Annotated in this window: 23 protein-coding genes; 13 read left to right on the top strand and 10 right to left on the bottom strand. The window is 60.7% G+C overall.

Annotation, left to right across the window (positions count from 1 at the left end; all coding sequences use genetic code 11):
• The first annotated feature begins 8 nt into the window (after positions 1–8).
• Positions 9–626: a TetR/AcrR family transcriptional regulator gene (locus ACSQ9D_RS10900; protein WP_436282251.1), complete on the top strand. Its 618-nt coding sequence runs from the start codon at positions 9–11 to the stop codon at positions 624–626.
• A 65-nt stretch (positions 627–691) separates the two neighbouring features.
• Positions 692–1921, top strand: coding sequence for an MFS transporter (locus tag ACSQ9D_RS10905; RefSeq protein WP_436282252.1), 1230 nt, complete (start codon positions 692–694; stop codon positions 1919–1921).
• On the opposite strand, the gene ACSQ9D_RS10910 is transcribed toward ACSQ9D_RS10905, so the two are convergent.
• Positions 1907–2323, bottom strand: coding sequence for a winged helix-turn-helix transcriptional regulator (locus ACSQ9D_RS10910; protein WP_436282253.1), 417 nt, complete (start codon positions 2321–2323; stop codon positions 1907–1909). The genes ACSQ9D_RS10905 and ACSQ9D_RS10910 overlap by 15 nt on opposite strands.
• A 117-nt stretch (positions 2324–2440) precedes the next feature.
• Between ACSQ9D_RS10910 and ACSQ9D_RS10915 the strand changes: the two genes are divergently transcribed.
• A complete protein-coding gene (locus ACSQ9D_RS10915; protein WP_436282254.1) occupies positions 2441–3328 on the top strand; it encodes an SDR family oxidoreductase in 888 nt (295 codons plus the stop codon).
• A 57-nt stretch (positions 3329–3385) separates the two neighbouring features.
• On the opposite strand, the gene ACSQ9D_RS10920 is transcribed toward ACSQ9D_RS10915, so the two are convergent.
• Positions 3386–4138 (bottom strand): pyridoxine 5'-phosphate synthase, encoded by a 753-nt coding sequence (locus ACSQ9D_RS10920; RefSeq protein ID WP_436282255.1) that lies wholly within the window; start codon positions 4136–4138, stop codon positions 3386–3388.
• Positions 4139–4552: 414 nt separating this feature from the next.
• On the opposite strand from ACSQ9D_RS10920, the gene ACSQ9D_RS10925 reads away from it, so the two are divergent.
• Positions 4553–5239: a MerR family transcriptional regulator gene (locus ACSQ9D_RS10925; protein WP_436282256.1), complete on the top strand. Its 687-nt coding sequence runs from the start codon at positions 4553–4555 to the stop codon at positions 5237–5239.
• 16 nt (positions 5240–5255) lie between these two features.
• On the opposite strand, the gene ACSQ9D_RS10930 is transcribed toward ACSQ9D_RS10925, so the two are convergent.
• The gene (locus tag ACSQ9D_RS10930) at positions 5256–6383 is read right to left on the bottom strand and encodes an ATP-dependent DNA helicase (protein WP_436282257.1); all 1128 of its coding nucleotides are present in this window, start codon (positions 6381–6383) and stop codon (positions 5256–5258) included.
• Positions 6384–6530: 147 nt separating this feature from the next.
• Between ACSQ9D_RS10930 and ACSQ9D_RS10935 the strand changes: the two genes are divergently transcribed.
• From ACSQ9D_RS10935 to ACSQ9D_RS10945, 3 genes are read left to right on the top strand one after another with little or no spacing between them, the layout of a single operon-like run.
• Positions 6531–6911, top strand: coding sequence for a COG4315 family predicted lipoprotein (locus tag ACSQ9D_RS10935; RefSeq protein WP_037120045.1), 381 nt, complete (start codon positions 6531–6533; stop codon positions 6909–6911).
• 10 nt (positions 6912–6921) lie between these two features.
• Positions 6922–7437, top strand: coding sequence for an RNA polymerase sigma factor (locus ACSQ9D_RS10940; protein WP_436282258.1), 516 nt, complete (start codon positions 6922–6924; stop codon positions 7435–7437).
• Entirely contained in the window at positions 7434–8216 is a 783-nt protein-coding gene (locus ACSQ9D_RS10945; protein WP_436282259.1) for an anti-sigma factor family protein, read from the top strand. The genes ACSQ9D_RS10940 and ACSQ9D_RS10945 overlap by 4 nt, the downstream gene beginning before the upstream one ends.
• 3 nt (positions 8217–8219) lie before the next feature.
• Here the strand turns inward: ACSQ9D_RS10945 and ACSQ9D_RS10950 are convergent, their stop codons facing one another.
• Genes ACSQ9D_RS10950 through nthA form a run of 3 tightly spaced genes read right to left on the bottom strand, consistent with a single transcriptional unit; the run spans position 8220 to position 9869 of the window.
• A complete protein-coding gene (locus ACSQ9D_RS10950) occupies positions 8220–8591 on the bottom strand; it encodes a nitrile hydratase accessory protein (protein WP_436282260.1) in 372 nt (123 codons plus the stop codon).
• Positions 8578–9237 (bottom strand): nitrile hydratase subunit beta, encoded by a 660-nt coding sequence (gene nthB / locus ACSQ9D_RS10955; RefSeq protein ID WP_436282261.1) that lies wholly within the window; start codon positions 9235–9237, stop codon positions 8578–8580. The genes ACSQ9D_RS10950 and nthB overlap by 14 nt, the downstream gene beginning before the upstream one ends.
• Complete coding sequence (gene nthA / locus ACSQ9D_RS10960; RefSeq protein ID WP_436282262.1) at positions 9234–9869, bottom strand: nitrile hydratase subunit alpha; 636 nt, start codon at positions 9867–9869, stop codon at positions 9234–9236. The genes nthB and nthA overlap by 4 nt, the downstream gene beginning before the upstream one ends.
• A gap of 99 nt (positions 9870–9968) precedes the next feature.
• On the opposite strand from nthA, the gene ACSQ9D_RS10965 reads away from it, so the two are divergent.
• Positions 9969–11249: an SDR family oxidoreductase gene (locus ACSQ9D_RS10965; protein WP_436282263.1), complete on the top strand. Its 1281-nt coding sequence runs from the start codon at positions 9969–9971 to the stop codon at positions 11247–11249.
• Entirely contained in the window at positions 11249–11725 is a 477-nt protein-coding gene (locus tag ACSQ9D_RS10970) for a DUF2269 family protein (protein ID WP_436283817.1), read from the top strand. Before ACSQ9D_RS10965 ends, ACSQ9D_RS10970 begins: the two co-directional genes overlap by 1 nt.
• On the opposite strand, the gene ACSQ9D_RS10975 is transcribed toward ACSQ9D_RS10970, so the two are convergent.
• A complete protein-coding gene (locus tag ACSQ9D_RS10975) occupies positions 11717–12310 on the bottom strand; it encodes a LysE family translocator (protein WP_436282264.1) in 594 nt (197 codons plus the stop codon). The genes ACSQ9D_RS10970 and ACSQ9D_RS10975 overlap by 9 nt on opposite strands.
• 160 nt (positions 12311–12470) lie before the next feature.
• Between ACSQ9D_RS10975 and ACSQ9D_RS10980 the strand changes: the two genes are divergently transcribed.
• Positions 12471–13319 carry an aldo/keto reductase gene (locus tag ACSQ9D_RS10980; RefSeq protein ID WP_436282265.1) on the top strand — a complete coding sequence of 283 codons (849 nt, stop codon included), beginning with the start codon at positions 12471–12473 and terminating at the stop codon, positions 13317–13319.
• A 34-nt stretch (positions 13320–13353) separates the two neighbouring features.
• Here the strand turns inward: ACSQ9D_RS10980 and ilvN are convergent, their stop codons facing one another.
• Entirely contained in the window at positions 13354–13926 is a 573-nt protein-coding gene (ilvN, locus tag ACSQ9D_RS10985) for an acetolactate synthase small subunit (RefSeq protein WP_037120182.1), read from the bottom strand.
• Between the two features lie 25 nt (positions 13927–13951).
• Positions 13952–15745, bottom strand: a complete 1794-nt coding sequence (locus tag ACSQ9D_RS10990; RefSeq protein ID WP_436282266.1) for an acetolactate synthase 3 large subunit — start codon at positions 15743–15745, stop codon at positions 13952–13954.
• 347 nt (positions 15746–16092) lie between these two features.
• Between ACSQ9D_RS10990 and ACSQ9D_RS10995 the strand changes: the two genes are divergently transcribed.
• A complete protein-coding gene (locus tag ACSQ9D_RS10995) occupies positions 16093–18183 on the top strand; it encodes an ATP-binding protein (RefSeq protein ID WP_436282267.1) in 2091 nt (696 codons plus the stop codon).
• Between the two features lie 15 nt (positions 18184–18198).
• Here the strand turns inward: ACSQ9D_RS10995 and miaA are convergent, their stop codons facing one another.
• Positions 18199–19089, bottom strand: coding sequence for a tRNA (adenosine(37)-N6)-dimethylallyltransferase MiaA (gene miaA, locus ACSQ9D_RS11000; protein ID WP_436282268.1), 891 nt, complete (start codon positions 19087–19089; stop codon positions 18199–18201).
• 1 nt (position 19090) lies between these two features.
• Between miaA and serB the strand changes: the two genes are divergently transcribed.
• Both serB and ACSQ9D_RS11010 read left to right on the top strand, forming a co-directional pair.
• A complete protein-coding gene (gene serB, locus ACSQ9D_RS11005; RefSeq protein ID WP_436282269.1) occupies positions 19091–19981 on the top strand; it encodes a phosphoserine phosphatase SerB in 891 nt (296 codons plus the stop codon).
• The gene (locus tag ACSQ9D_RS11010; protein WP_436282270.1) at positions 19978–20544 is read left to right on the top strand and encodes a GNAT family N-acetyltransferase; all 567 of its coding nucleotides are present in this window, start codon (positions 19978–19980) and stop codon (positions 20542–20544) included. Before serB ends, ACSQ9D_RS11010 begins: the two co-directional genes overlap by 4 nt.
• The last annotated feature ends 101 nt before the right edge of the window (positions 20545–20645 follow it).

The raw sequence follows: 20645 nt of genomic DNA on the forward strand, positions 1-20645 counted from the left end.
AAGTCACCATGACCATGACGACCTTCACTGAAACCACCCGCACACGCGGAAGACCGCGCGAGTTCGATCGCGATGCAGCGCTGGACAAGGCGCTGCAGGTTTTTTCCGAGCGCGGCTATCATGCTGCGTCGATCAGCGAACTCACAGAGGCAATGGGCCTTGCCTCCGGCAGCGTCTACAAGGCTTTCAAGGACAAGCGCGGAATATTCCTCGCAGCCTTCGACCGGTATCGCACGGTGCGTCGCGGCATGCTGGATGCCCGCATGGCGAAAGTCGAAACCGGCCGCGACAAGATTCGGCAGGTCCTGACCCACTATGCCCTCTCCTCCCACGGCACCTGCGGGCGGCGGGGCTGCTTGGTCGTCGGCAGCGCCAACGACCTTGCGCTTTTCGACGAAGAGGCCGCCGAACGTGTCGCAGCCGCCTTTGCGGCCAACGAAACCCTGATCGCCGACCTCCTGCGCCTCGGCCAAAGCGACGGCTCGATCTCCCGCGAGATCGATGTCGCCGCCACTGCCCGGACACTTCTGTGCGTGACCAAAGGAATGCGCGTCGTCGGCAAGACGGGGCGCCATGAGGACGACATGGCCGCTGTCGCCGAGACTGCAATGAAGCTTCTTGTGTGAATCGGATCGAGCCGCCTCAGCACGCAACCTTTTTTAATCATCCGATAGCCCCACCGGAGCCCACTATGAGCCTTTCGACCACCACGCGGGAAACCGTCGCGCCACAGACGATCTCGCCGTTGATGACGTTTCTTTTCGCTGCCGCATGCGGGCTCGTCGCGGCCAATCTGTACTACGGACAGCCGCTCGCAGGCCCGATCAGCGCCTCCCTCGGCTTCACGCCGGTGGCAACCGGCCTGATCGTCACCCTGACGCAGATCGGCTACGGTCTCGGCCTTCTGCTGATCGTTCCCCTCGGCGACCTGCTGGAAAACCGCAGACTTGTGCTGACCCTCATCGCCGTCTCTGCCGTCGCTCTCGTCGGCGCGGGCCTATCGTCGAGCCCAGCGACGTTCCTCGTGGCCTCGTTGTGCATCGGCCTTGCCTCCGTCGCCGTCCAGGTGCTCGTTCCCTTTGCCGCCCACATGGCGCCGGACGCAAGCCGTGGCCGCGTCGTCGGCAACGTCATGAGCGGGCTGCTCTGTGGCATCATGCTGGCGCGCCCTTTCGCCAGCTTCCTTGCCGAGGCGACTTCCTGGCACATGGTCTACTTCGTCACCGCTGCCTTGATGATCGCGCTCGTCGTCATTCTCAGGTCTAACCTGCCAGTGCGTGTTCCTCACACCAAGCTGAGCTATGGCAAGCTGCTTGCCTCGATGGCGGACCTCGCCTTCCATTCGCGGGTTCTCCAGCGTCGCGCACTTTATCAGGCAGGCATGTTCGGTGCTTTCAGCCTGTTCTGGACCACCACGCCTCTGCTTCTGGCCGGCCCTGAATTCGGGCTAACGCAAAACGGCATTGCCTTGTTCGCGCTGGCGGGTGCTGCCGGTGCCATCGCTTCGCCGATCGCCGGACGCCTGGCCGACCGCGGCCTGACCAAGGCTGCCTCAACGCTGGCGATGCTGCTTGGCATGTCGGCCTTTCTCATCAGCCACTTCGCGACGGACGGTTCGCTAACGGCGCTGCTGTTGCTGACGGCGGCGGCGATCCTGCTCGATTTCGGCGTCACGACCAATCTTGTCTGCGGACAGCGTGCGATCTACGCAATCAGCGCCGAGCATCGCAGCCGCCTGAATGGTCTCTACATGGCGACGTTCTTTGCCGGTGGAGCGATCGGATCGGCCGTGGGCGGCTGGGCTTATGCCACCGGTGGTTGGACGATGACTGCCTGGATCGGCTTCTGTTTCCCGGCCTTCGCGTTCCTTCTCTTCCTGACGGAAGGCCGCGGCCAGCAGGCAGTCTCAGACGTTGGCTGAGTCGAACCTGAGCCGGGCGGCGCGAACCGCATCATGGTTTTCTTCCGCCCAGTTCAGCAGCAGTGCGAGGGTGCCGTAGAGCGAGCGGCCAAGATCGGTCATGCGATACTCGACACTCGGCGGCTTGGTCGGAAACACCTCCCGCTCGATATAGCCGTCACGCTGCAGATCTCTTAGCGTCTGCGTCAGCATGCGCTGCGAGATGTCGGGGATCATCCGCCGCAACTCGCCGAATCGATATGGACGCTGCGACAACGCCTCGAGCATCAGCGTTGACCATTTGCCGCCGATCTGCTGCATCATGTCCCGGACCGGGCAATTGCTGAAGTCGAGCTTGCTAAGATCGACTTCACGACGAATGCCGGGTACCTTGTTCTTCAGGTTGACGACGGCGCCGCTCATCCTTGGTTCCCTTTTGGTAACGTAGAGCGAAAAAACTGCCTTCTTTACAGACGTCAGTCAATTCCTAATCTAGAGCTACTCTCTTTTTGAGACTAGCAACAAACCTAGAGGAAAGACATGAGCGAGACCATTCTCATCACCGGCGCCGCCGGCCAGCTCGGCCAGAAGGTCATCCATCATCTGCTCGAAACCGAAAAAGTTCCCGCGGCAAACATCATCGCCGCAACGCGCGATCCCGCCAAGCTCGCAGATCTTGCCGCCAAGGGTGTCATCGCCCGCAAGGCCGATTTCGACGACGCCGCCTCGCTCGAAGCTGCCTTCAAGGGCGTCGATCGCCTGCTGATCATCAGCACCGACGCGCTTGCCGTCCCCGGTCAGAGGCTCAAGCAGCACAAGGCAGCGGTGGATGCAGCGGCCAAAGTGGGTGTGAAGCATATCGCCTACACGTCGATGCCCTCGCCGGACAAATCGCTGGTGACCTTCGCACCGGATCACCTCGGCACCGAGAATGCCATCAAGGCAACGGGCATCCCTTTCACGATCATTCGCAATGCCTGGTACATGGACAATTATCTCCACAGCATGCCGCATAATCTGAAGTCCGGAAGCTGGTACACGGGCAGCGGCGAAGGCAGGGTTCCCAACATCTCCCGCGAAGACTGCGCGCGGTCGATCGCGGCAGCTCTTGCCTCAAGCACAAGCGAAAGCGCAACCTATACACTGACCGGCGCTGAATCCCTGACAGCTGACCAGATCGCCGCAACGATCGCTGATGCCGTCGGCAGGCCGCTGAAGGTCGTGCAAGTCAACGATGAGCAGCTTGGCCAGGGCATGCGCGGCGCAGGTCTGCCCGATTTCGTCGCAGACATGCTGGTCTCCGCCGACGCCAACATTCGCGCGGGCAACTTTGATCTGGTAACAGCCGATTATGAGAAGCTGACCGGCAGGAAGCCTGAAACGCTTAAGGACTTCTTCGTCGCGCACAAGGCCGCCCTCATCGCTTGAACCGGACAGGGAAGCCCGCTTCGCACCACCGGAGCGGGCTTTCGCCTATTCGCGGTCTTAGATCTTCTGGCCGCACGCCCGGCAGAACCGCCGGACCGTTTCGGCCATGCCGAATTCAAGCGCATCCGCTGTCAGCCCATGCCCGATGGATACCTCGGCGAGGTTCGGAATGCGCTTTACGAGCGGCGGCAAGTTCGCCACCGTCAGATCGTGCCCCGCATTGACGCCCAGGCCGATCGCCAGCGCCGCATCCGCTGTCTTGCCGAGCGCCTCAAGGATCGGCCCTGCCCGTTCGGGCGAACCGTAGCACCCGCCATAAGGACCCGTATAGAGTTCGATCCGGTCAGCGCCGACCGCCTTGGCGATCGCGACGGCCTCGGCGTCGCCGTCGCCATCGGCAAACAGCGATACGCGCGTGCCCGTCTTCTTCAGCCGCGCAATCACTTCTACCAGAAAGTCCCGATGTTTGCGGAAATCCCAGCCATGATCAGAGGTTGCCTGCGACGGATCGTCCGGAACCAATGTTACCTGCTCGGGTGCAGCACCGGCGCAGAGTTCAAGAAACTCATCGGTCGGATAGCCTTCGATATTGAACTCGGCATCCGGAAATTCATCATCGATCAGGTTGCGGATGATGGGCAGGTCGGAGAAGCGAATGTGCCGCTGGTCGGGCCGCGGATGCACGGTCAATCCACTGGCGCCGGATTGCAGCGCGATCCGCCCCAGCCCCTCGATACTCGGCCACGGCAGGTCACGGCGGTTGCGCAGCATCGCGACGGCATTAAGATTGACGGAAAGCGTGGTCGGCATGGCAGGATTCCAATGAAGCGACGGATGATCGTTTCTAAGCCAATGAACCGGTACGGGCCAACGAGATTCGTACATGAATGCATGTGAATCTGTGATGACGCGAGCGTTTCACCCACCCGCGCGACGCTGAAAGTACATCTGGTTCAGTCTTCGCGCTTTAAACGATCAAGCGTTTCCCCAACGCTGATTTCTCACGAGAATCGTCATCACCCCGGCAACTTTTCCCTGCAAATTAAAGGTCACTAATTTTGATACTAACAAAATACGTCAATCACGAGTAACGTAAGCTCTCGAAATCGAAGCGAACACCGCCGGTTGCTTCGATGCCTGAACAGAAACGATAAGAGGGAACCCCACTCAGCCGCACCCTTTTGCAATTTGCAGACGCACAATGAGCACGATGGGAGGGACACCATGGCAGAAGGTTACAAGCAGGGGTTCACGCCAGGCCTAGCGACACAAACGCGACCGCGGCACCGTTTCCTCCCTTCAACGGCCCTCCCCGCCGATTTGCCCCGCGGACGAGTCCCGATCGCCGATATGGCCAATGCCTTCGGCGTTACGCATCGTACCCTGCACTTCTATGAGGAGAAGGGACTGATTTCCGCCAGCCGAATCGGTCTGATGCGCGTCTATGAGCCGGGCGATGTCATGCGCATGGCCGTCATCAACGCCTGCCGCGAGGCGGGTATGGCGGTAGCTGTGATACAGGACCTGATGAACGACCTCATCGAGGCCGACTCGCAGGAAGCTGCCGAGACTTTGTTTCGCGACGCGCTGGTGACCCGCAAACGCGAACTCAGCGCGGAAATGTCCACATTGCATCGGCAGATGCAGCAGGTAAACGAGCTGCTCGATCACGAAGCAACCGACGATCAACCGCTCAACGACAATCAAGGCGGATCGCCACTCACGGATCAGGAGTTGCGGTGTCTGGCACTGATGGCTGCAGGGCTTTCCACGCAGCGCATTGCACGCACCCTCGACCTTCGAAATGACGATGCTCAAAATCTCGAATCCGGCATCATCGTGAAATTCCGAGCCAACAACCGCTTTCAGGCCATAGCCCAGGCCGTCATACTGGGTGTCGTCCAGGTCTGACTGCAGGCGGCAAGCCTTAACGCACGATCGTCAGCGTCTCCGCTGCGCGCGTTATTGCTGTGTAGAGCCACCGCTCGCGCGTGTCGCGGAACGCCCAGCTTTCATCGAACAGCACGACGTTGTTCCACTGCGAGCCCTGCGCTTTGTGAACCGTCAGCGCATAACCATAATCGAATTCGTCATAGCGCTTGCGCGTGTTCCAAGGGATTTCACCCTCGACGTCCTCGAAAGCCTGCTTCAGCAGTTTGATCTTCGCCGCGCCGCGATCCATGTCGTCGTCTTCAGGCCGGATCAACAGGTTGATGCCTGGCTTCGTCGTCTCCTTGGACGACGTCATCACCTGCCAGAGCGAGCCGTTGAGCAAGCCCTTTGCCGGATCGTTGCGCAGACAGACCAGCTTGTCGCCCGTTTGCGGGTATTCGGTATTAAAGCCCTTCAACTCGCGAAGGCGCTGATTGTACCGACGTCGCGTTCTGTTGGTACCGACGAGCACCTGATCGGCATCAAGCACCAGCGACTGGTTCACATCGCCTTTTGAGATGACCTGCGCGGTGCCATAGTCGCCGTAACCAACTTCGTTGCCCTCACGCACCTGCATCGCGAGCTGGATGATCGGATTGTCGCGAGCCTGGCGGTGAATATCCGTCAACAGATAGTCCGGCTCCTGATTGGTGAAGAACCCGCCACCGGAAACGGGAGGCAACTGACCCGGGTCACCGAGCACCAGGATCGGGGTGCCGAAGCTCATCAGGTCCCGGCCGAGTGCCTCGTCCACCATCGAGCATTCGTCGACCACGATGAGGGCGGCCTTGGCCACCGGACTCTGCCGGTTGATGGAAAACATCGGAGCGATGGAGGTCTTGCCCGTCTCCTCGTCCTCGACGGCTTCCTCGCCGCGCGGACGATAGATCAGCGAGTGGATCGTCTTCGCATTGCTGGCACCCCGCGACCGCAGCACCTGCGCCGCCTTGCCCGTAAACGCGGCAAACAGCACGTCACCATCGACGTGCTCCGCGAAGTGGCGCGCAAGTGTGGTCTTTCCCGTGCCGGCATAGCCAAACAGGCGGAAAAGCGGCGACCGCCCTTCCTTCAGCCATTTAGAAACGGCCTTCAGGGCTTCATCTTGTTGCGGAGCAAATTGCATCGTGGATCGACTTGGCAGGATTCGCCGGGGATAGGCAACCCTGAAAATCCGAGCGGATTGAGGATCGCATGGGAATAAAACCGGCACCGATCGTGTCCCATGTCTGGCAACGCAATCAAGCGTGCCCAACACGTGAGGAGAGAGCCCATGAAATCCGCAACGATGCTGATCGCATTTGCCATTGCATCCGCTGCCACAACGTCCGCATTTGCGGCCCCGCCCGTCAAGGCCGTAAAGTCCACCAAGGGCGAGGTTCTTGCCGGCGAAAACGGCATGACTCTCTACACGTTCAAGAAGGACAAGATGGGCGTTTCCAATTGCTACGACGACTGCGCCAAGAACTGGCCGCCGCTGGTGGCCGCTAGCGGTGCGAAGCCGGAGGGTGCATATTCGATTGTTGAACGAAAAGACGGCAGCAAGCAGTGGGCCAAGGACGGCATGCCGCTCTATTTCTGGGTGAAAGATAAGAAGATGGGCGATATCACCGGTGACGGCGTCGGCGGCAACTGGGATCTCGTCAAGCCGTGAGCGAACCGACTTGAAGACACCAGGTCACGACACGTTCGAGGGCCAGATCCTGGCCCTCCTTCCCTCGCTGAGGCGTTACTCGCGGAGCCTCACCCGCTCCGATGCGGACGGCGAGGATTTGCTGCAGGACTGCGTCGAGAAGGTGCTTACCCGCCGCGGGCAGTGGCGGGGGTTGAACCTGCGCGGCTGGGTGCTGACCATCATGACGAACCTCTATCGGAACAGTCGTCGGCAGACCGGTCGCGCGCCATTCGTGGAGCTCGACAGCGCTGAGGACATCGTGTCTGTGGATCCAGTCCCCGATCCGTTGGAACGTTCGCGGCTGGAGGACGCCTTGAACAGTCTTTCCGAGGAGAACCGCTCGGTGCTGATGCTGGTCGTCATCGAAGGCTATACCTATCAGGAGGTTGCAACCGCGCTCGATATCCCGATCGGCACCGTTATGTCGCGTCTGTCACGCGCACGCCAACGGATAGGAGAGCGCATGAAGGCTGACAATGTCATTACGCTTCGGAGACCGAAATGAACGAGATCAACCAGACCGTGACCGAAGCGGATCTTCATGCCTATGCCGACGGGCAGCTTCCCGAACAAGCACGGGCGCGCATCGAGGCGTGGCTCAGCGACAATCCGGACGATGCCTCCAGAGTGGCGGAATGGATGGTACAAAATGCCGAGATCCGATCGCTCTTTGCAGCTTATGAAAAGTCCACGAACGCGGACATGGGGCTCGTCACCGGCCGCGGACGGCTCGCAAGCTGGCCGAAACGACTGGCGATTACGGCCGCGATTATGGCGGTTTTCGGCCTTGGGGCGCTGAGCGGCCATTACGGCCCGACGCTGTTTGAAAAGCCGGATCTGCAACTGACGGAACTCGAAACGCTTCCCAATGACGCCCGCAACGCCTTCCTGGTTTACGCCGGTGAAGTCCGTCATCCCGTCGAGGTCTTTGCCAATGAGGAGGCTCACCTCGCTACCTGGCTCGGCAAGCGGCTAGCCGTTCAGGATCTCAAGATTCCGGACCTGCAGGAGCTCGGCTTCAAGCTGGTCGGCGGTCGCCTGTTGCCCGTCGACGGCAGGCCGGGTGCGATGTTCATGTACGAGGATCAGGCAGGCGAACGCCTGACAGTACTCGTTGGGCGCAACGCGGATAACAGATCGACCAGTTTCCGCTTTGCCTCATCTGGCAATGTCGAAACCTTTTATTGGATCGAAGGCGAACTCGGCTATGCCGTGACCGGCGAGGTCTCGCGCGATGTACTGAGAAAGGTCGCGGAGGAATGCTACAGGCAGTTTCCGTCCTGATCTTCAGTGCAGCGGATCATTGGCAAGCTCGATCGGCTTGCCATGCGGCGTCGCCTCCGCCGCCCGCTGCCAGCTTTTCTGCAGATCGAGGATCCGGTCGGCGTCAGCGACGCCGCGTTTGACCAGGATCGCCGAAAGCGCCGCCACCCAGCAATCGAAGTAGTCGCCGCCGTCCTCGGCGCGGCCGGGCTGGTGCAACTCCCGGGATAGGGTCTCCGCCCACTCGCCCCAGGTAAAGAGGCCTCGCTCGTGCAGATGCACCGTCATGGCAAAGGCTTCCGCAGCCCATGGCTCAGAAAAAACCGGCTCGCCATCGGACGATTTGGGCAGTTGCGGCGAATGCGCCAGCGGCGAGCGCGTCTCACACTGGCTCAAGACAGTTCTCCCAGGCATCGATGGACACGCTGAGCGTCGGATCGGAGCCTTCGCCCCATATCTCGCCGCCATCGAACACGACCGTATAGACCCATTGTGGATTCTCGCCTTTCCCGTGCGCGTTGTCGTCTGGAAAGACAAAGGAGCCCTGAACCGCTTCCACCACACCGGATTTGGCGCGTGCATAGCGCGGCAGCCGCGTATGTGTCGTCGGGCTGAAATTTCGGGTTCGAACCCTGTCGCCTTCTGAGAAGCGGGGCGGCGTCGCCACTGGTCGGTCGCATGGACCGCCCTTGGCGATCACGCCCGCGACCATGTCGGCCTTGAGGACGCGCTTCGGCGTCGCTCCGTCCGTCTGCTTTTGGCCGGCATCGATCTCGTCGGCCGTCACGAAGCCATGGCGCTGCAGCAGCACCTCAAGCGCCCGCATCCAGATCTCGTAGTAGCTCGCGCCAAGATAATTCGCTGGCGGGATGTTTTCGCGGGCATGCCGGCTCTCGTCGATACTCCAGGCGCCAAACGCACCACTGGAAAGCGTAAGTCCAAGCGCGCGTTTCTCCCACTCTGCATGGAAATACGGCTCGTTCTTCTCGGGCGCGACGGGGCCGAAGCCCATCTGACCGCCAAGGTCGTGAGGGCCGTTCATGGCGCAGCTCCCGCCACAGCCGCGAGACCCGTCCCGATCATCGCGTCGCGGCTGACGAGATCGGCAAGCTGCTCCTCGCTCCACCCTTCCGTGCCTTCCGGTCGCTCGGGAACGACCAGATAACGCAGCTCCGCAGTCGAATCCCAAACGCGGATCTTCTTGTCCTCCGGCAACATCACGCCGAACTCAGCCAGCACGCCGCGCGGATCGATGACCGCCCGCGAGCGATAGGCGGGAGCCTTGTACCAGACCGGCGGCAGACCAAGCACGGACCACGGATAACAGGAGCAAAGCGTGCAGACGACGAGATTGTGTGTATCGGCGGTGTTGAACACGGCGCGCATATGCTCACCCTGACGGCCGCTATAGCCGAGGCTCGCGATGGCGGCCGTCGCATCACGCCGCAACCATTCGACAAATTTAGGATCACTCCAGGCCCTGGCAACGACGCGCGCCCCGTTGCGCGGGCCGACCTTCGTCTCGTAGGTCTCCACGATCGCATCGATTGCCGCTGGATCGATCAGCCCCTTCTCCGTCAGAACCGTCTCAAGCGCCCTCACCCGCGCCTGCATGTCGGTGTAGCGGTTGTCGTGGTGGTGGTCGTGGTCGTGATGGTGATCGTCGTCATGCACGAGATTTCCTCCTCCGCCAATCTGCAGCTATCCTTAGGCTCTTGCTTGCGTCTCGCCAAGGCCTCTTGCCGATGCAACTTTTCGGTTAAGTTCGATGCCATGAACATCCTGATTCTCGGTGCGACAGGCTTTATCGGTTCGGCGACAGCAGCCCGCCTGCTTGCGGATGGGCATCGTGTGACCGGCCTCGGACGCAACCCATCGCGCGCGCGCCTGAAATTGCCAGATATCAAATGGATAGCGGCTGATCTATCAAATATCCTGCGCGCAGAAGATTGGAGCGCAGTCATTGAAGGTCATGACGCCGTCGTCAATTGTGCCGGCGCTCTGCAGGACGGCCTTGCCGACGACCTGGCGGCGACACAACACAAGGCAATGCTGGCGCTCTACGACGCCGCACAGCAAGCGCGCCCTCTCATTGTGCAGATATCCGCACGGACGAACGGCGCCGCCGGCGAGCTACCGTTCCTGACAACGAAACGTCAAGCTGACGAAGCGCTCGCGGCAAGTGGCCTGCCTCATGTCATCCTGCGCCCGGCCCTCGTCCTCGGCCGCAACGCCCATGGTGGTTCGGCCCTGCTGCGCGCCCTCGCTGCCCTGCCCTTCAACATCCCGCTCGTTCATGCAGCAAGTCCGGTTGCAGCAGTCGCGCTTGATGACGTCGCGGCGGCGGTAGGCAGCGCTGTCGCGGGACAGTACCTATCAGGCACTGACGCGGATCTTGCATCGACCGAGCAATTGACGCTCGCCAAACTCGTCACCCTCCACCGGCAATGGTTGGGTTTGCCGCATGCAAATGTGGTTTGCCTGCCTGCCATCGTTGCCAGGCCGGTCACCTGGCTCGCAGACGCTGCCGGTCGCTTTGGATGGCGCTCACCCTTGCGCTCCACAGCCATGGTCGTCATGGCGGAAGGCATCCAACCAAGCGCCGGCAGTGACCCGGGTATTGCTATAGCGTCGGCGCGGGACATCCTGCGCATGAACCCGGCCGGCGTGCAGGATCTTTGGTTTGCCAGGCTCTATCTCCTGAAGCCGCTGATGATTGGCGCACTGTCGATCTTCTGGCTGCTGTCGGGTTTTCTGCCGCTGCTTGATATTCAACCTGCTGCCACACATTTCCTATCCCTGCTGCAGGCAGGCCCTGCCGCGTCGCTGACCGTCCTCACCTGCCTGATCGATATGCTGCTCGGTGTGGCTGTCCTCGTCCGGCCACTCGCCCGCCGAGCCATGCACGGCATGATGTTGGTATCGCTGGCTTATCTTGCCGGTGCCACCATCGTCGAACCTTCCCTGTGGCTCGATCCGCTTGGCCCTTTGGTCAAAGTCCTGCCGTCGCTCATGCTGACGCTGGCCACCCTCGCCATTCTGGATGAAAGATGATGCTCGAACAGTTGCTGCTTCTGGCACACGTGATCGGCGCGACGGTCCTGTTCGGCACGGGCGCCGGCATTGCTTTCTTCATGGTGCTTGCACACAGGACGCGGGATCCGAAGCTGATCGCTCATGTCGCAGGAACCGTCGTCATCGCCGATGCGCTGTTTACGGCGACAGCCGCGGTTCTCCAACCGGTGACAGGCTATCTACTGGCGAGACTGATCGGCTGGGAACTGACGGAGGGCTGGATCGCCCTTTCGTTGCTCCTCTACGTCTTTACCGGCCTTTTCTGGCTACCGGTCGTGGGTATTCAAATCCGTATCCGAAATCTTGCCCGCGCTGCCATCGCGGAGCGATCAGAGTTACCCGCGGCCTATTTCCGGCTTTATCGCATCTGGTTTGCCTTTGGATTTCCGGCGTTCTTCGCAGTTATCGGCATCCTGTGGCTAATGCTCAACAAACCGACGATCGCACTATTTTAGCATTGGCCAGAGGCTGAGCACCAACAACACGGCCATAGTGATGTTGAACCATTTGAGCCGTACAGGATCCGACAGCCAATCGCGCAGGGCCGAGCCGAACCCTGCCCAAGTCGACACGCTCGGAACGTTGACCAGCGCGAAGGCGAAGCCGACGATCAGGACGCTCGCGAGATAGATGTCCGGGATCGTATAGGTCGCCATCGCGGTCACCGCCATGACCCATGCCTTGGGATTGACCCACTGGAAGGCTGCCGCCGACAGGAACGACATCGGCTCCGCGCCGCTTTTGCCTTCGCCAAGAGTACGCGATGTCGCGATCTTCCAGGCGATCCAGGCAAGATAAGCGCCGCCGGCAAACTTCAGCGTCGTATAGAGCGCCGGCACCGTATGCAGCAGGGCCCCAAGTCCGAATCCTACGCCGATCAGCAAAGAGAAAAAACCTGCCCCGATACCCAGCATATGTGGAACGGTGCGGCGGAAACCGAAGTTCACGCCGGATGCGAAGAGCATCATGTTGTTGGGGCCCGGCGTGATCGATGTCGTGAAGGCAAACAGAACAAGAGCCAGAAATGTATCCAGCGGCATGAGACCTCCCGGAGGCCCGCTGTCGGTTGGCGGGCTCAGTTTGATTTAGGTCAACATAGCTGACCTAAATTCGTCATTCCACGTAATCATTGTCATGGTGACAGGATTGGTTGAAAGATTGCCGGGCCGTCCAATCTTCATCGAAAACGGAACGACCATCATGCAAGACGACGCCATCCCGACTATCCGCTTCCCGAACGGTATCGAAGTCCCGGCACTTGGCCAGGGAACCTGGAACATGGGCGAGGAACCTTCCGAGGCGAAGAGCGAGATGGAGAGCCTGCGGGCCGGCCTCGACCTCGGCATGACCCTGATTGATACAGCGGAAATGTACGCCGACGGTGGCGCGGAGAGGATCGTCGGCGAAGCGATCCGCAGTCGCCGGGAGGAAGTCTTTGTCGTCAGCAAAGTGTGTCCCTGGAGCGCCAGCCGATCGGGAACGATTGGTGCTTGCGAACACAGCCTCTCGCGTCTCGGCATAGATCGGATCGACCTCTATCTGCTGCACTGGCGTGGCGACCACCCGCTATCGGAAACCGTCGAAGCATTCGAAGAACTGAAGGCATCAGGCAAGATCGGCGCCTGGGGCGTTTCCAACTTCGACGAGGACGACATGAAGGAATTGCTCGGAGTTCCGGGCGGCCGCAATGTTGCGGCCAATCAGGTGCTCTACAACCTGTCGCGCCGTGGCATCGAATACGACCTGCTGCCTTGGTGCCAGGAGCGCCAAATCCCGGTTATGGCCTACTCGCCGATCGAACAGGGGCGGATCCTGCATCATCCGGAACTAATCCGCGTCGCCAAGGCCTACCAGGCGACTCCGGCGCAGGTGGCGCTTGCCTTCCTGCTGGAGCGCGACGATGTGATCGTTATCCCGAAGACGTCGAGCGCTGCCCGCGCAGCCGAAAACCGCGATGCCGTTTCGCTCGATATCACCGACGAGGATTGGGCAGCCCTTGATGCCGCTTTCCCGCCTCCTGCAAGAAAGAAGCCGCTGGAAATGCTCTGATCGCCAACGGCCTTAGATATCACTGCATGGTGACTTACATGCCCTGCGAGCCGCGGTTCATCGCTGCAATGCCGGTGCGGCAGACTTCGATGAGGCCGAGCGGCTTCATGATCGCCACGAACTGGTCGATCTTCGACGACTTGCCGGTCAGCTCCAGGATGAAGTGTTCGACGGTCGCATCGACCACCTTGGCATGAAAGGCATCGGCCAGACGGAGTGTCTCGGCACGGGTTTCGCCCTCGCCCACGACCTTGATCAGTGCCACTTCGCGCTCGATCGGCCGTTCCTGACCCAGTTCGCGGGCGCGCACCGTCAGGTCGACCACGCGGTGAACAGGCACGATGCGCTCGAGCTGGGCCTTGATCTGCTCGAGGACGTGTGGCGTGCCGCGCGTCACGATGGTAATTCGCGACAGGTGCGCCTGATGCTCAGTCTCGGAGACCGTCAGGCTCTCGATATTGTAGCCGCGGCCGGAGAACAGGCCGATGACGCGAGCAAGGACGCCCGGCTCGTTGTCGACGAGGACTGAAAGCGTGTGGCTTTCGGCTGCCGCCGTTTCCGGTGAAATGAAGTAGGCCGAGCCCGTTGGTTGTAGATGTGCATTCATGGTCTTGGGTTCCTCTTCCCGGAAATCAGACGAGCGCTCGGCCCTTGGCGTCGATGGCATTGGCAACGGCTTCGTCAGTCGCCTCGTCCGGCAGCAGCATCTCGTTATGCGCCTTGCCCGACGGAATCATCGGGAAGCAGTTGGCGAGATTGGCAACGCGGCAATCGAAAATGACCGGCTTCTTCACATCGATCATTTCCTGGATCGTCGCATCGAGATCAGCAGGCTTCTCGCAACGCAGGCCGACGGCACCATAAGCTTCCGCCAGCTTGACGAAGTCGGGCATCGCCTCTGTATAGGAGTTGGACAGGCGGTTGCCATGCAGCAGCTGCTGCCACTGGCGGACCATGCCCATGTACTGGTTGTTCATGATGAAAATCTTGATTGGCGCATTGTGCTGAATCGCCGCCGACATTTCCTGGATGCACATCTGGATCGAGGCATCGCCGGCGATATCGATGACGAGGCTTTCGGGATGCGCGATCTGTACGCCGAGTGCCGCCGGCAGGCCGTAGCCCATCGTGCCGAGGCCGCCCGAGGTCATCCAGCGGTTGGGCTTCTCGAACCCATAGAATTGTGCCGCCCACATCTGGTGCTGACCGACTTCGGTTGTGATGTAGGTATCGCGATCCTTGGTCAGCGCATAGAGACGTTCCAGCGCGTATTGCGGCATGATGACGTCGTTGCTCTTGGTGTAGGCAAAGGAGTTGCGCGCGCGCCAGCGGGTGATATCGGCCCACCAATCGGCGATCTGGCTCTTCTCCGGCTTCTTCGGCAGCGCCCGCCACAGGCGAACCATATCTTCCAGAACATTGCCGACATCGCCACGGATCGGGATATCGACGCGAACGTTCTTGTTGATCGACGAAGGATCGATATCGATGTGAATCTTCTTCGAGTTCGGAGAGAAGGCATTGAGACGACCGGTAATGCGGTCGTCGAAGCGTGCGCCGATGCAGACCATGACGTCGCAGTCGTGCATCGCCATGTTCGCCTCGTAGGAGCCGTGCATGCCGAGCATCTTCAGCCAGTTCTTGCCGGAAGCCGGATAGGCGCCGAGGCCCATCAGCGTCGAAGTGATCGGGAAGTCCGTCAGTTCGACCAGTTCACGCAGCAGCTTGGTGGCCTCGGGGCCGGAATTGACAACACCGCCGCCGCTATAGATGACCGGGCGCTTCGCATTCGCCATCAGTTCGACAGCCGCCTGGATCTGATTGAGATCGCCCTGGACCTTCGGCTGATAGCTTTTCTGGATCGCGTGTGCTGCCGGCGGCGTATACGTGCCGGTCGCAAACTGCACGTCCTTCGGAATATCGACGACAACCGGGCCGGGACGGCCGGACTGGGCGATGCGGAACGCTTCATGGATGATAGCAGCCAACTCGTTGACGTCCTTGACCAGCCAGTTGTGCTTGGTGCAAGGGCGCGTGATGCCGACCGTATCGCACTCCTGGAACGCATCCGAGCCGATCAGCGAGGTCGGAACCTGGCCCGTGAGGCAGACGAGCGGGATCGAATCCATCAGCGCGTCCTGCAGTGGCGTGACCGCATTCGTCGCACCAGGGCCCGACGTGACGAGCATGACGCCGACCTTGCCGGTGGAGCGAGAATAGCCTTCGGCGGCATGGCCGGCACCCTGTTCGTGGCGAACGAGGATATGCTTGATATCGTCCTGCTGGAAGATCTCGTCGTAGATCGGCAGCACAGCGCCGCCCGGATAGCCGAAGATGTGCTCGACGCCGTTGTCCCTCAGCGCCTGGAGAACGATTTCCGCTCCCGTCATCCGATTGCCTGCTGCCTGATTGTCCGTGCCCGTCATGTTTCTTTTCCGTTTTGACTGCTGGGATTTGAGTTTTGTGGTCCGGAAGCCCGAATTTCGGACATAAAAAAAGGCCCCTGAGGGAGCCTGTCATCTAGCGCATGGGTGGCTATCGCCGGATGGTTACACCATCCTGCCCATGCGCCTTCCCACCACGATAAGAGCTACTGCGATTTTCATGGGCCGAAGTGATAGACAGAAAATTTCGCATCGTCAACGCATGCCGCAATAAAAAATCGAGCAGCACCGCACCAGCCGAATGTGTGCGGGAACGGCCCCGCCTGTCGCAAAAAGACTTTCTTAAACGTTCGCTCATATCCTTCTTTGCTACCGCAGGGAGTAGCCCTTTGCTGAACAAGGACTTGCACACGTCAGGCAAGGCAGGCGAGCATGACCGCCGCGATGACCAGACCCCGGGCAACCGGCTTCTTGGTCGCGTCGTTGCGTGTAGCGGCTCTCGCGCCACAATCGCCGCCGTCGCCGAAGCCGGCGGCACCGAGCTGGCAGAACTGTGGTCGGTCGGCAGGCTTATTTCCATCAGCGTCGGTCTGAACCGTGTGGTCGCCCTCGTCTACGCCATGAACACCGGCAGCCACAGCTGGGGTGAAGGCGAAGACAACTATTTCCAGATCGAAACCGAACTGCTCGGCGAAGTCCGCGTTGACGAGGATGGCCGCGAGCAGTTCTCCACCGGCATCTCCCGCTATCCCTACCTTGGCGCCGTCGCGCACCGCATTCGCTCGACCGACTTGATGCGCATCTATGATGCCGGCAGCGGAGCAACGGCCGTCATCGGCAAGCTCACCCAGGACGAGAGCATTGATGCCGCCCTTCATATCCCTTCGATGCTGTCCAAGCATTTCGCCATCGTCGGCTCGACCGGCGTCGGCAAGTCGACGGCCGTCTCTCTGCTCCTACACAAGGCGATCGAGGCTGACCCGAAGTTGCGCGTCCTGATCCTCGACCCGCACAACGAATTTGCCGCCGCCTTCCCGAAGCACTCCGTGGTCATCGACACGGACACGCTCGATCTGCCGTTCTGGCTGATGAAGCTGGAGGAGTTCGCGGAGGTCGTCTTTAGAGGCCGAACCCCCATTCCCGAGGAAGTCGATATCCTGCGGGACCTGTTGCCGGAGGCAAAGCGCGCTTTCCGGGGCAGCGACAGCTCCCTCGTGCGACGCACGACCGAGAAGAGCTCTATCACCGCCGACACGCCCGTGCCCTACCGCATGGCCGATCTGCTCGCACTGATCGATGAGCGCATCGGCAGGCTTGAAGGCCGCAGCGAAAAGCCTCTTCTCCGATCGTTGAAGATGCGCGTCCTCGCCGCCATCAACGACCCGCGCTACCACTTCATGTTCTCCAGCAATACGATCAGCGACACGATCATGGAGACGGTGGCGGAGATATTCCGCATCCCCGGTGACAGCAGGCCGATTTGCACTTTCCAGCTGTCAGGCATTCCGTCCGAAGTCGTCAATTCCGTTGCGTCAGTCCTCTGCCGCATGGCTTTTGAAATCGCTCTATGGAGTGACGGCGCCATCCACATGCTCGTCGTCTGCGAAGAGGCGCACCGCTACATTCCCTCCGACCCGACTCTCGGCTTCGTTCCGACGAGGCAGGCAATCGCCCGCATCGCCAAGGAGGGCCGCAAGTACGGCGTATCGCTCGGGATCATCACCCAGCGTCCCGGCGAACTCGACCAGACGATCCTATCGCAGTGCTCGACGCTCTTTGCCATGCGTCTCGCCAATGATCGCGACCAGGAGATCATTCGCTCGGCCATTCCGAACTCATCCATCTCCACGACCAGTTTCATTTCCTCGATCGGCAACGGCGAGGCGATCGCCTTTGGCGAAGCAATCAGCGTTCCGATGCGAATGCGCTTCTCGCGCGTCGACGAACGCTACCTGCCCAAGGCCAACGGCGCCAACGTGAAGGTAAGCGAAGAGGATCCTGACAACGTCGACCTGCGCAAGATCGTGACGCGCATGCGCGCCGTGAGCGGTCCCGATATTTCGGCGTTCCAGCAAAGCTATTCATCCGCGATCCCGAGCGGTCCCTATGAGGACGAAGACGACTATGGTGACGACTTCGACGAGCCGGCAGTGTCCCCCTCCTACCCGTCGGTGCCAATGGCGGCCCCCTTACCGGCATCACCGCCACTTGCCCCATTCGAACCCTACCGCCGCGAGATGCTGCCGGGTGCGGGCTCGCAACGCGAGCCTTTCGCCGCCGCACCACGAGCAACTGTCGCGGCACCGGAAACGTCTATCGACAGTCGCCTCGAAGCCCTGAGACGCGAAATCCGCGGAGAAACATCGCCGGGACAAGGCGACAAGCCAACCGTCGCGGGAAGCATTCGCCGCGAACCCGGCATGTCCCTTCGTGACAGCATACTGAAAAAGCCTCTCAGCAGCCTAAATAACAAGGACTAGTGCCGCAGGCGGCTTCTACCGTAGGCGCTCCCAGCTTTCGTCCATCTGGTTGCGAAACCAAGTCATTTGCCGCTTGGCGTATTGTCGCGTCGCCGCCGCACCCCGCTCCAGCACTTCATCGCGCGTAAGCTCGCCTCTCAACATCGCCGCAATCTGCGAGACGCCGATGGCCTTCATCACGGGCATATCGGGCGACAGCGAAAGGGCAAATAGCGCCCTCACCTCCTCCTCGGCCCCCTGCGCCAGCATCTTCTCGAACCGGCCGTTGATCCGCTGGTGAAGGACAGCTCGCTCCGGCTCCACGACGATCCTGCGAGAAGTCGAAGGATCGACGATCACAGGGCCTGCCTGCGCCTGGAAATCGACGATCGATCGACCGGTCGCCTCAAGAATCTCCAGCGCCCTTACGATCCGCTGCCCATCCTGTGGGCGCAGACTGTCGGCGACCAATGGATCGCGCTCTTGCAGTTGTCGATAGAGTTCCTCTGGCCCTTCCGACTGCAACAGGGAACGGAGCCTGTTGCGCAACTCGTCCGGTATCACAGGCATATCCGAAAGCCCGCCGGTCAGCGCCTTGAAGTAGAGACCCGTTCCGCCCACGAAGATCGGTTTGCGGCCACCGGCGCGGAGGCGCTGCAGAAGATCCGTGACATCCCGCAGCCAGGCGCCCGTCGAATAGGCTCGACTCGCCGGGACGTGACCGTAGAGGTGATGCGGTACGCCTTGCATGTCCTCCTCTGAAGGTCGCGCCGTCAACACACGCAGCGTGTCATAGACCTGCATGCTGTCAGCGTTGATGACGACGCCGTCGTGCTGTTTCGCCAGCTCAACGGCCAAGGCGGACTTGCCGCTGGCGGTCGGCCCGGTTATCAGGATCGCGTTCACCGCGCTCAGAAGGTTTTCCATCATGGCCCTCGTTGCCACGCTTGTTGCCAATCCGTCAAATCCTGTTCTCACGCCTCAGATTGCCGAGCAGGCATTCGACGCGGCGAATGCTTCGGGCCTTTACTGGCTTGCTGACGGAATCGCTTGCGATATCGCGCTGAGAGACGGGACGGACGTTGAAGCCGCCCGAGCCAACATTGTCGCTGTCATCAGCAGCGCGGCCATAGACCTCGTCATCCAGAATGCCGAGACACGCCGTAAGCGGCTTCTGATCGCCGACATGGACTCCACCATGATCGGCCAGGAATGCATCGACGAACTCGCCGCCGAAGTCGGGCTAAAAGAAAAAGTGGCAGCCATTACCGCTCGTGCAATGAACGGCGAGATCGCCTTCGAGCCAGCCCTTCGCGAGCGCGTCGCACTTTTGAAAGGGCTGCCGATTTCCGTCGTGGACGATGTCATTGCCAAGCGCATCACGCTAACGTCAGGCGGTCCGGAACTGATCACCACGATGAAATCGAAGGGACACTATACGGCGCTAGTCTCCGGCGGCTTCACCGTTTTCACCGGCCCCATCGCGAAGACGCTCGGTTTCGATGAAAACCGCGCGAACGTTCTTCTAGCAGAGAACGGCGTCCTCTCCGGCTTCGTCGCTGAACCCATCCTTGGCAAGCAAGCCAAGGTCGATGCACTGAACGACATTGCAGAAAAGCTCGGAATTTCGCCAGAAGAAGCGATCGCCGTTGGCGATGGGGCAAACGACCTCGGCATGCTGCATCTGGCAGGCTCAGGCGTGGCACTACACGCCAAGCCAACCGTTGCCGCGGAAGCGAAGATGCAGATCAACCACGCGGACTTGACGGCGCTGCTCTATATCCAGGGCTATCGGAAGACGGATTTCGTGTCACCATGACAGTAATCGCGACGACGGATCGCCTGCTTCTGCGCAATTGGACCGACGAGGATCGGCCGCTTTTCCACGAGATCAATTCCGATCCTGAAGTGATGGAATTCTTCGCCTTTCGTCGCGACCGCGCTGAAGCAGATTCGATGCTGGACGATATTCGCGATGCCATTGCTACTACAGGGCTTGGCTTTTACGCCATCGCCCTGAAGGAAACCGATGAGCCGATCGGCTTTTGCGGCCTCTGGAAACCCGAACTCGAACCGTTCCTTCCGGCCGGCACGATCGAGGTCGGCTGGCGTCTTGCGAAGCGGCATTGGGGCAAGGGATATGCGACGGAAGCGGGAGCGGCGGCACTTCGCCATGGCTTCACCCAGTTCAATTCTCCCGAGATCGTCTCCTTCGCAGTGGTGGACAATCATCGTTCCACCGCCGTCATGCGCCGACTGGGCCTGCATCACGAACCGGATCGCGATTTCGACCATCCCCGCGTTCCCGACACGCATCCGCATCTGAAACGCCACGTTCTCTATGCGATTAGCCGTCACCAGTGGAAGCAAGCAGTCGGCTGACGCCGATTGTCGCTGCGCGCAAGAGACTATGGAAAGTCGCCCCATCTGCCATCATCATTGACGCAGACATGGGAAGACGGGACCGTTCAGCAGTTCCTGAA

This window comes from Rhizobium sp. LjRoot258 (assembly GCF_964254185.1).
Classification (GTDB): Bacteria; Pseudomonadota; Alphaproteobacteria; order Rhizobiales; family Rhizobiaceae; genus Rhizobium.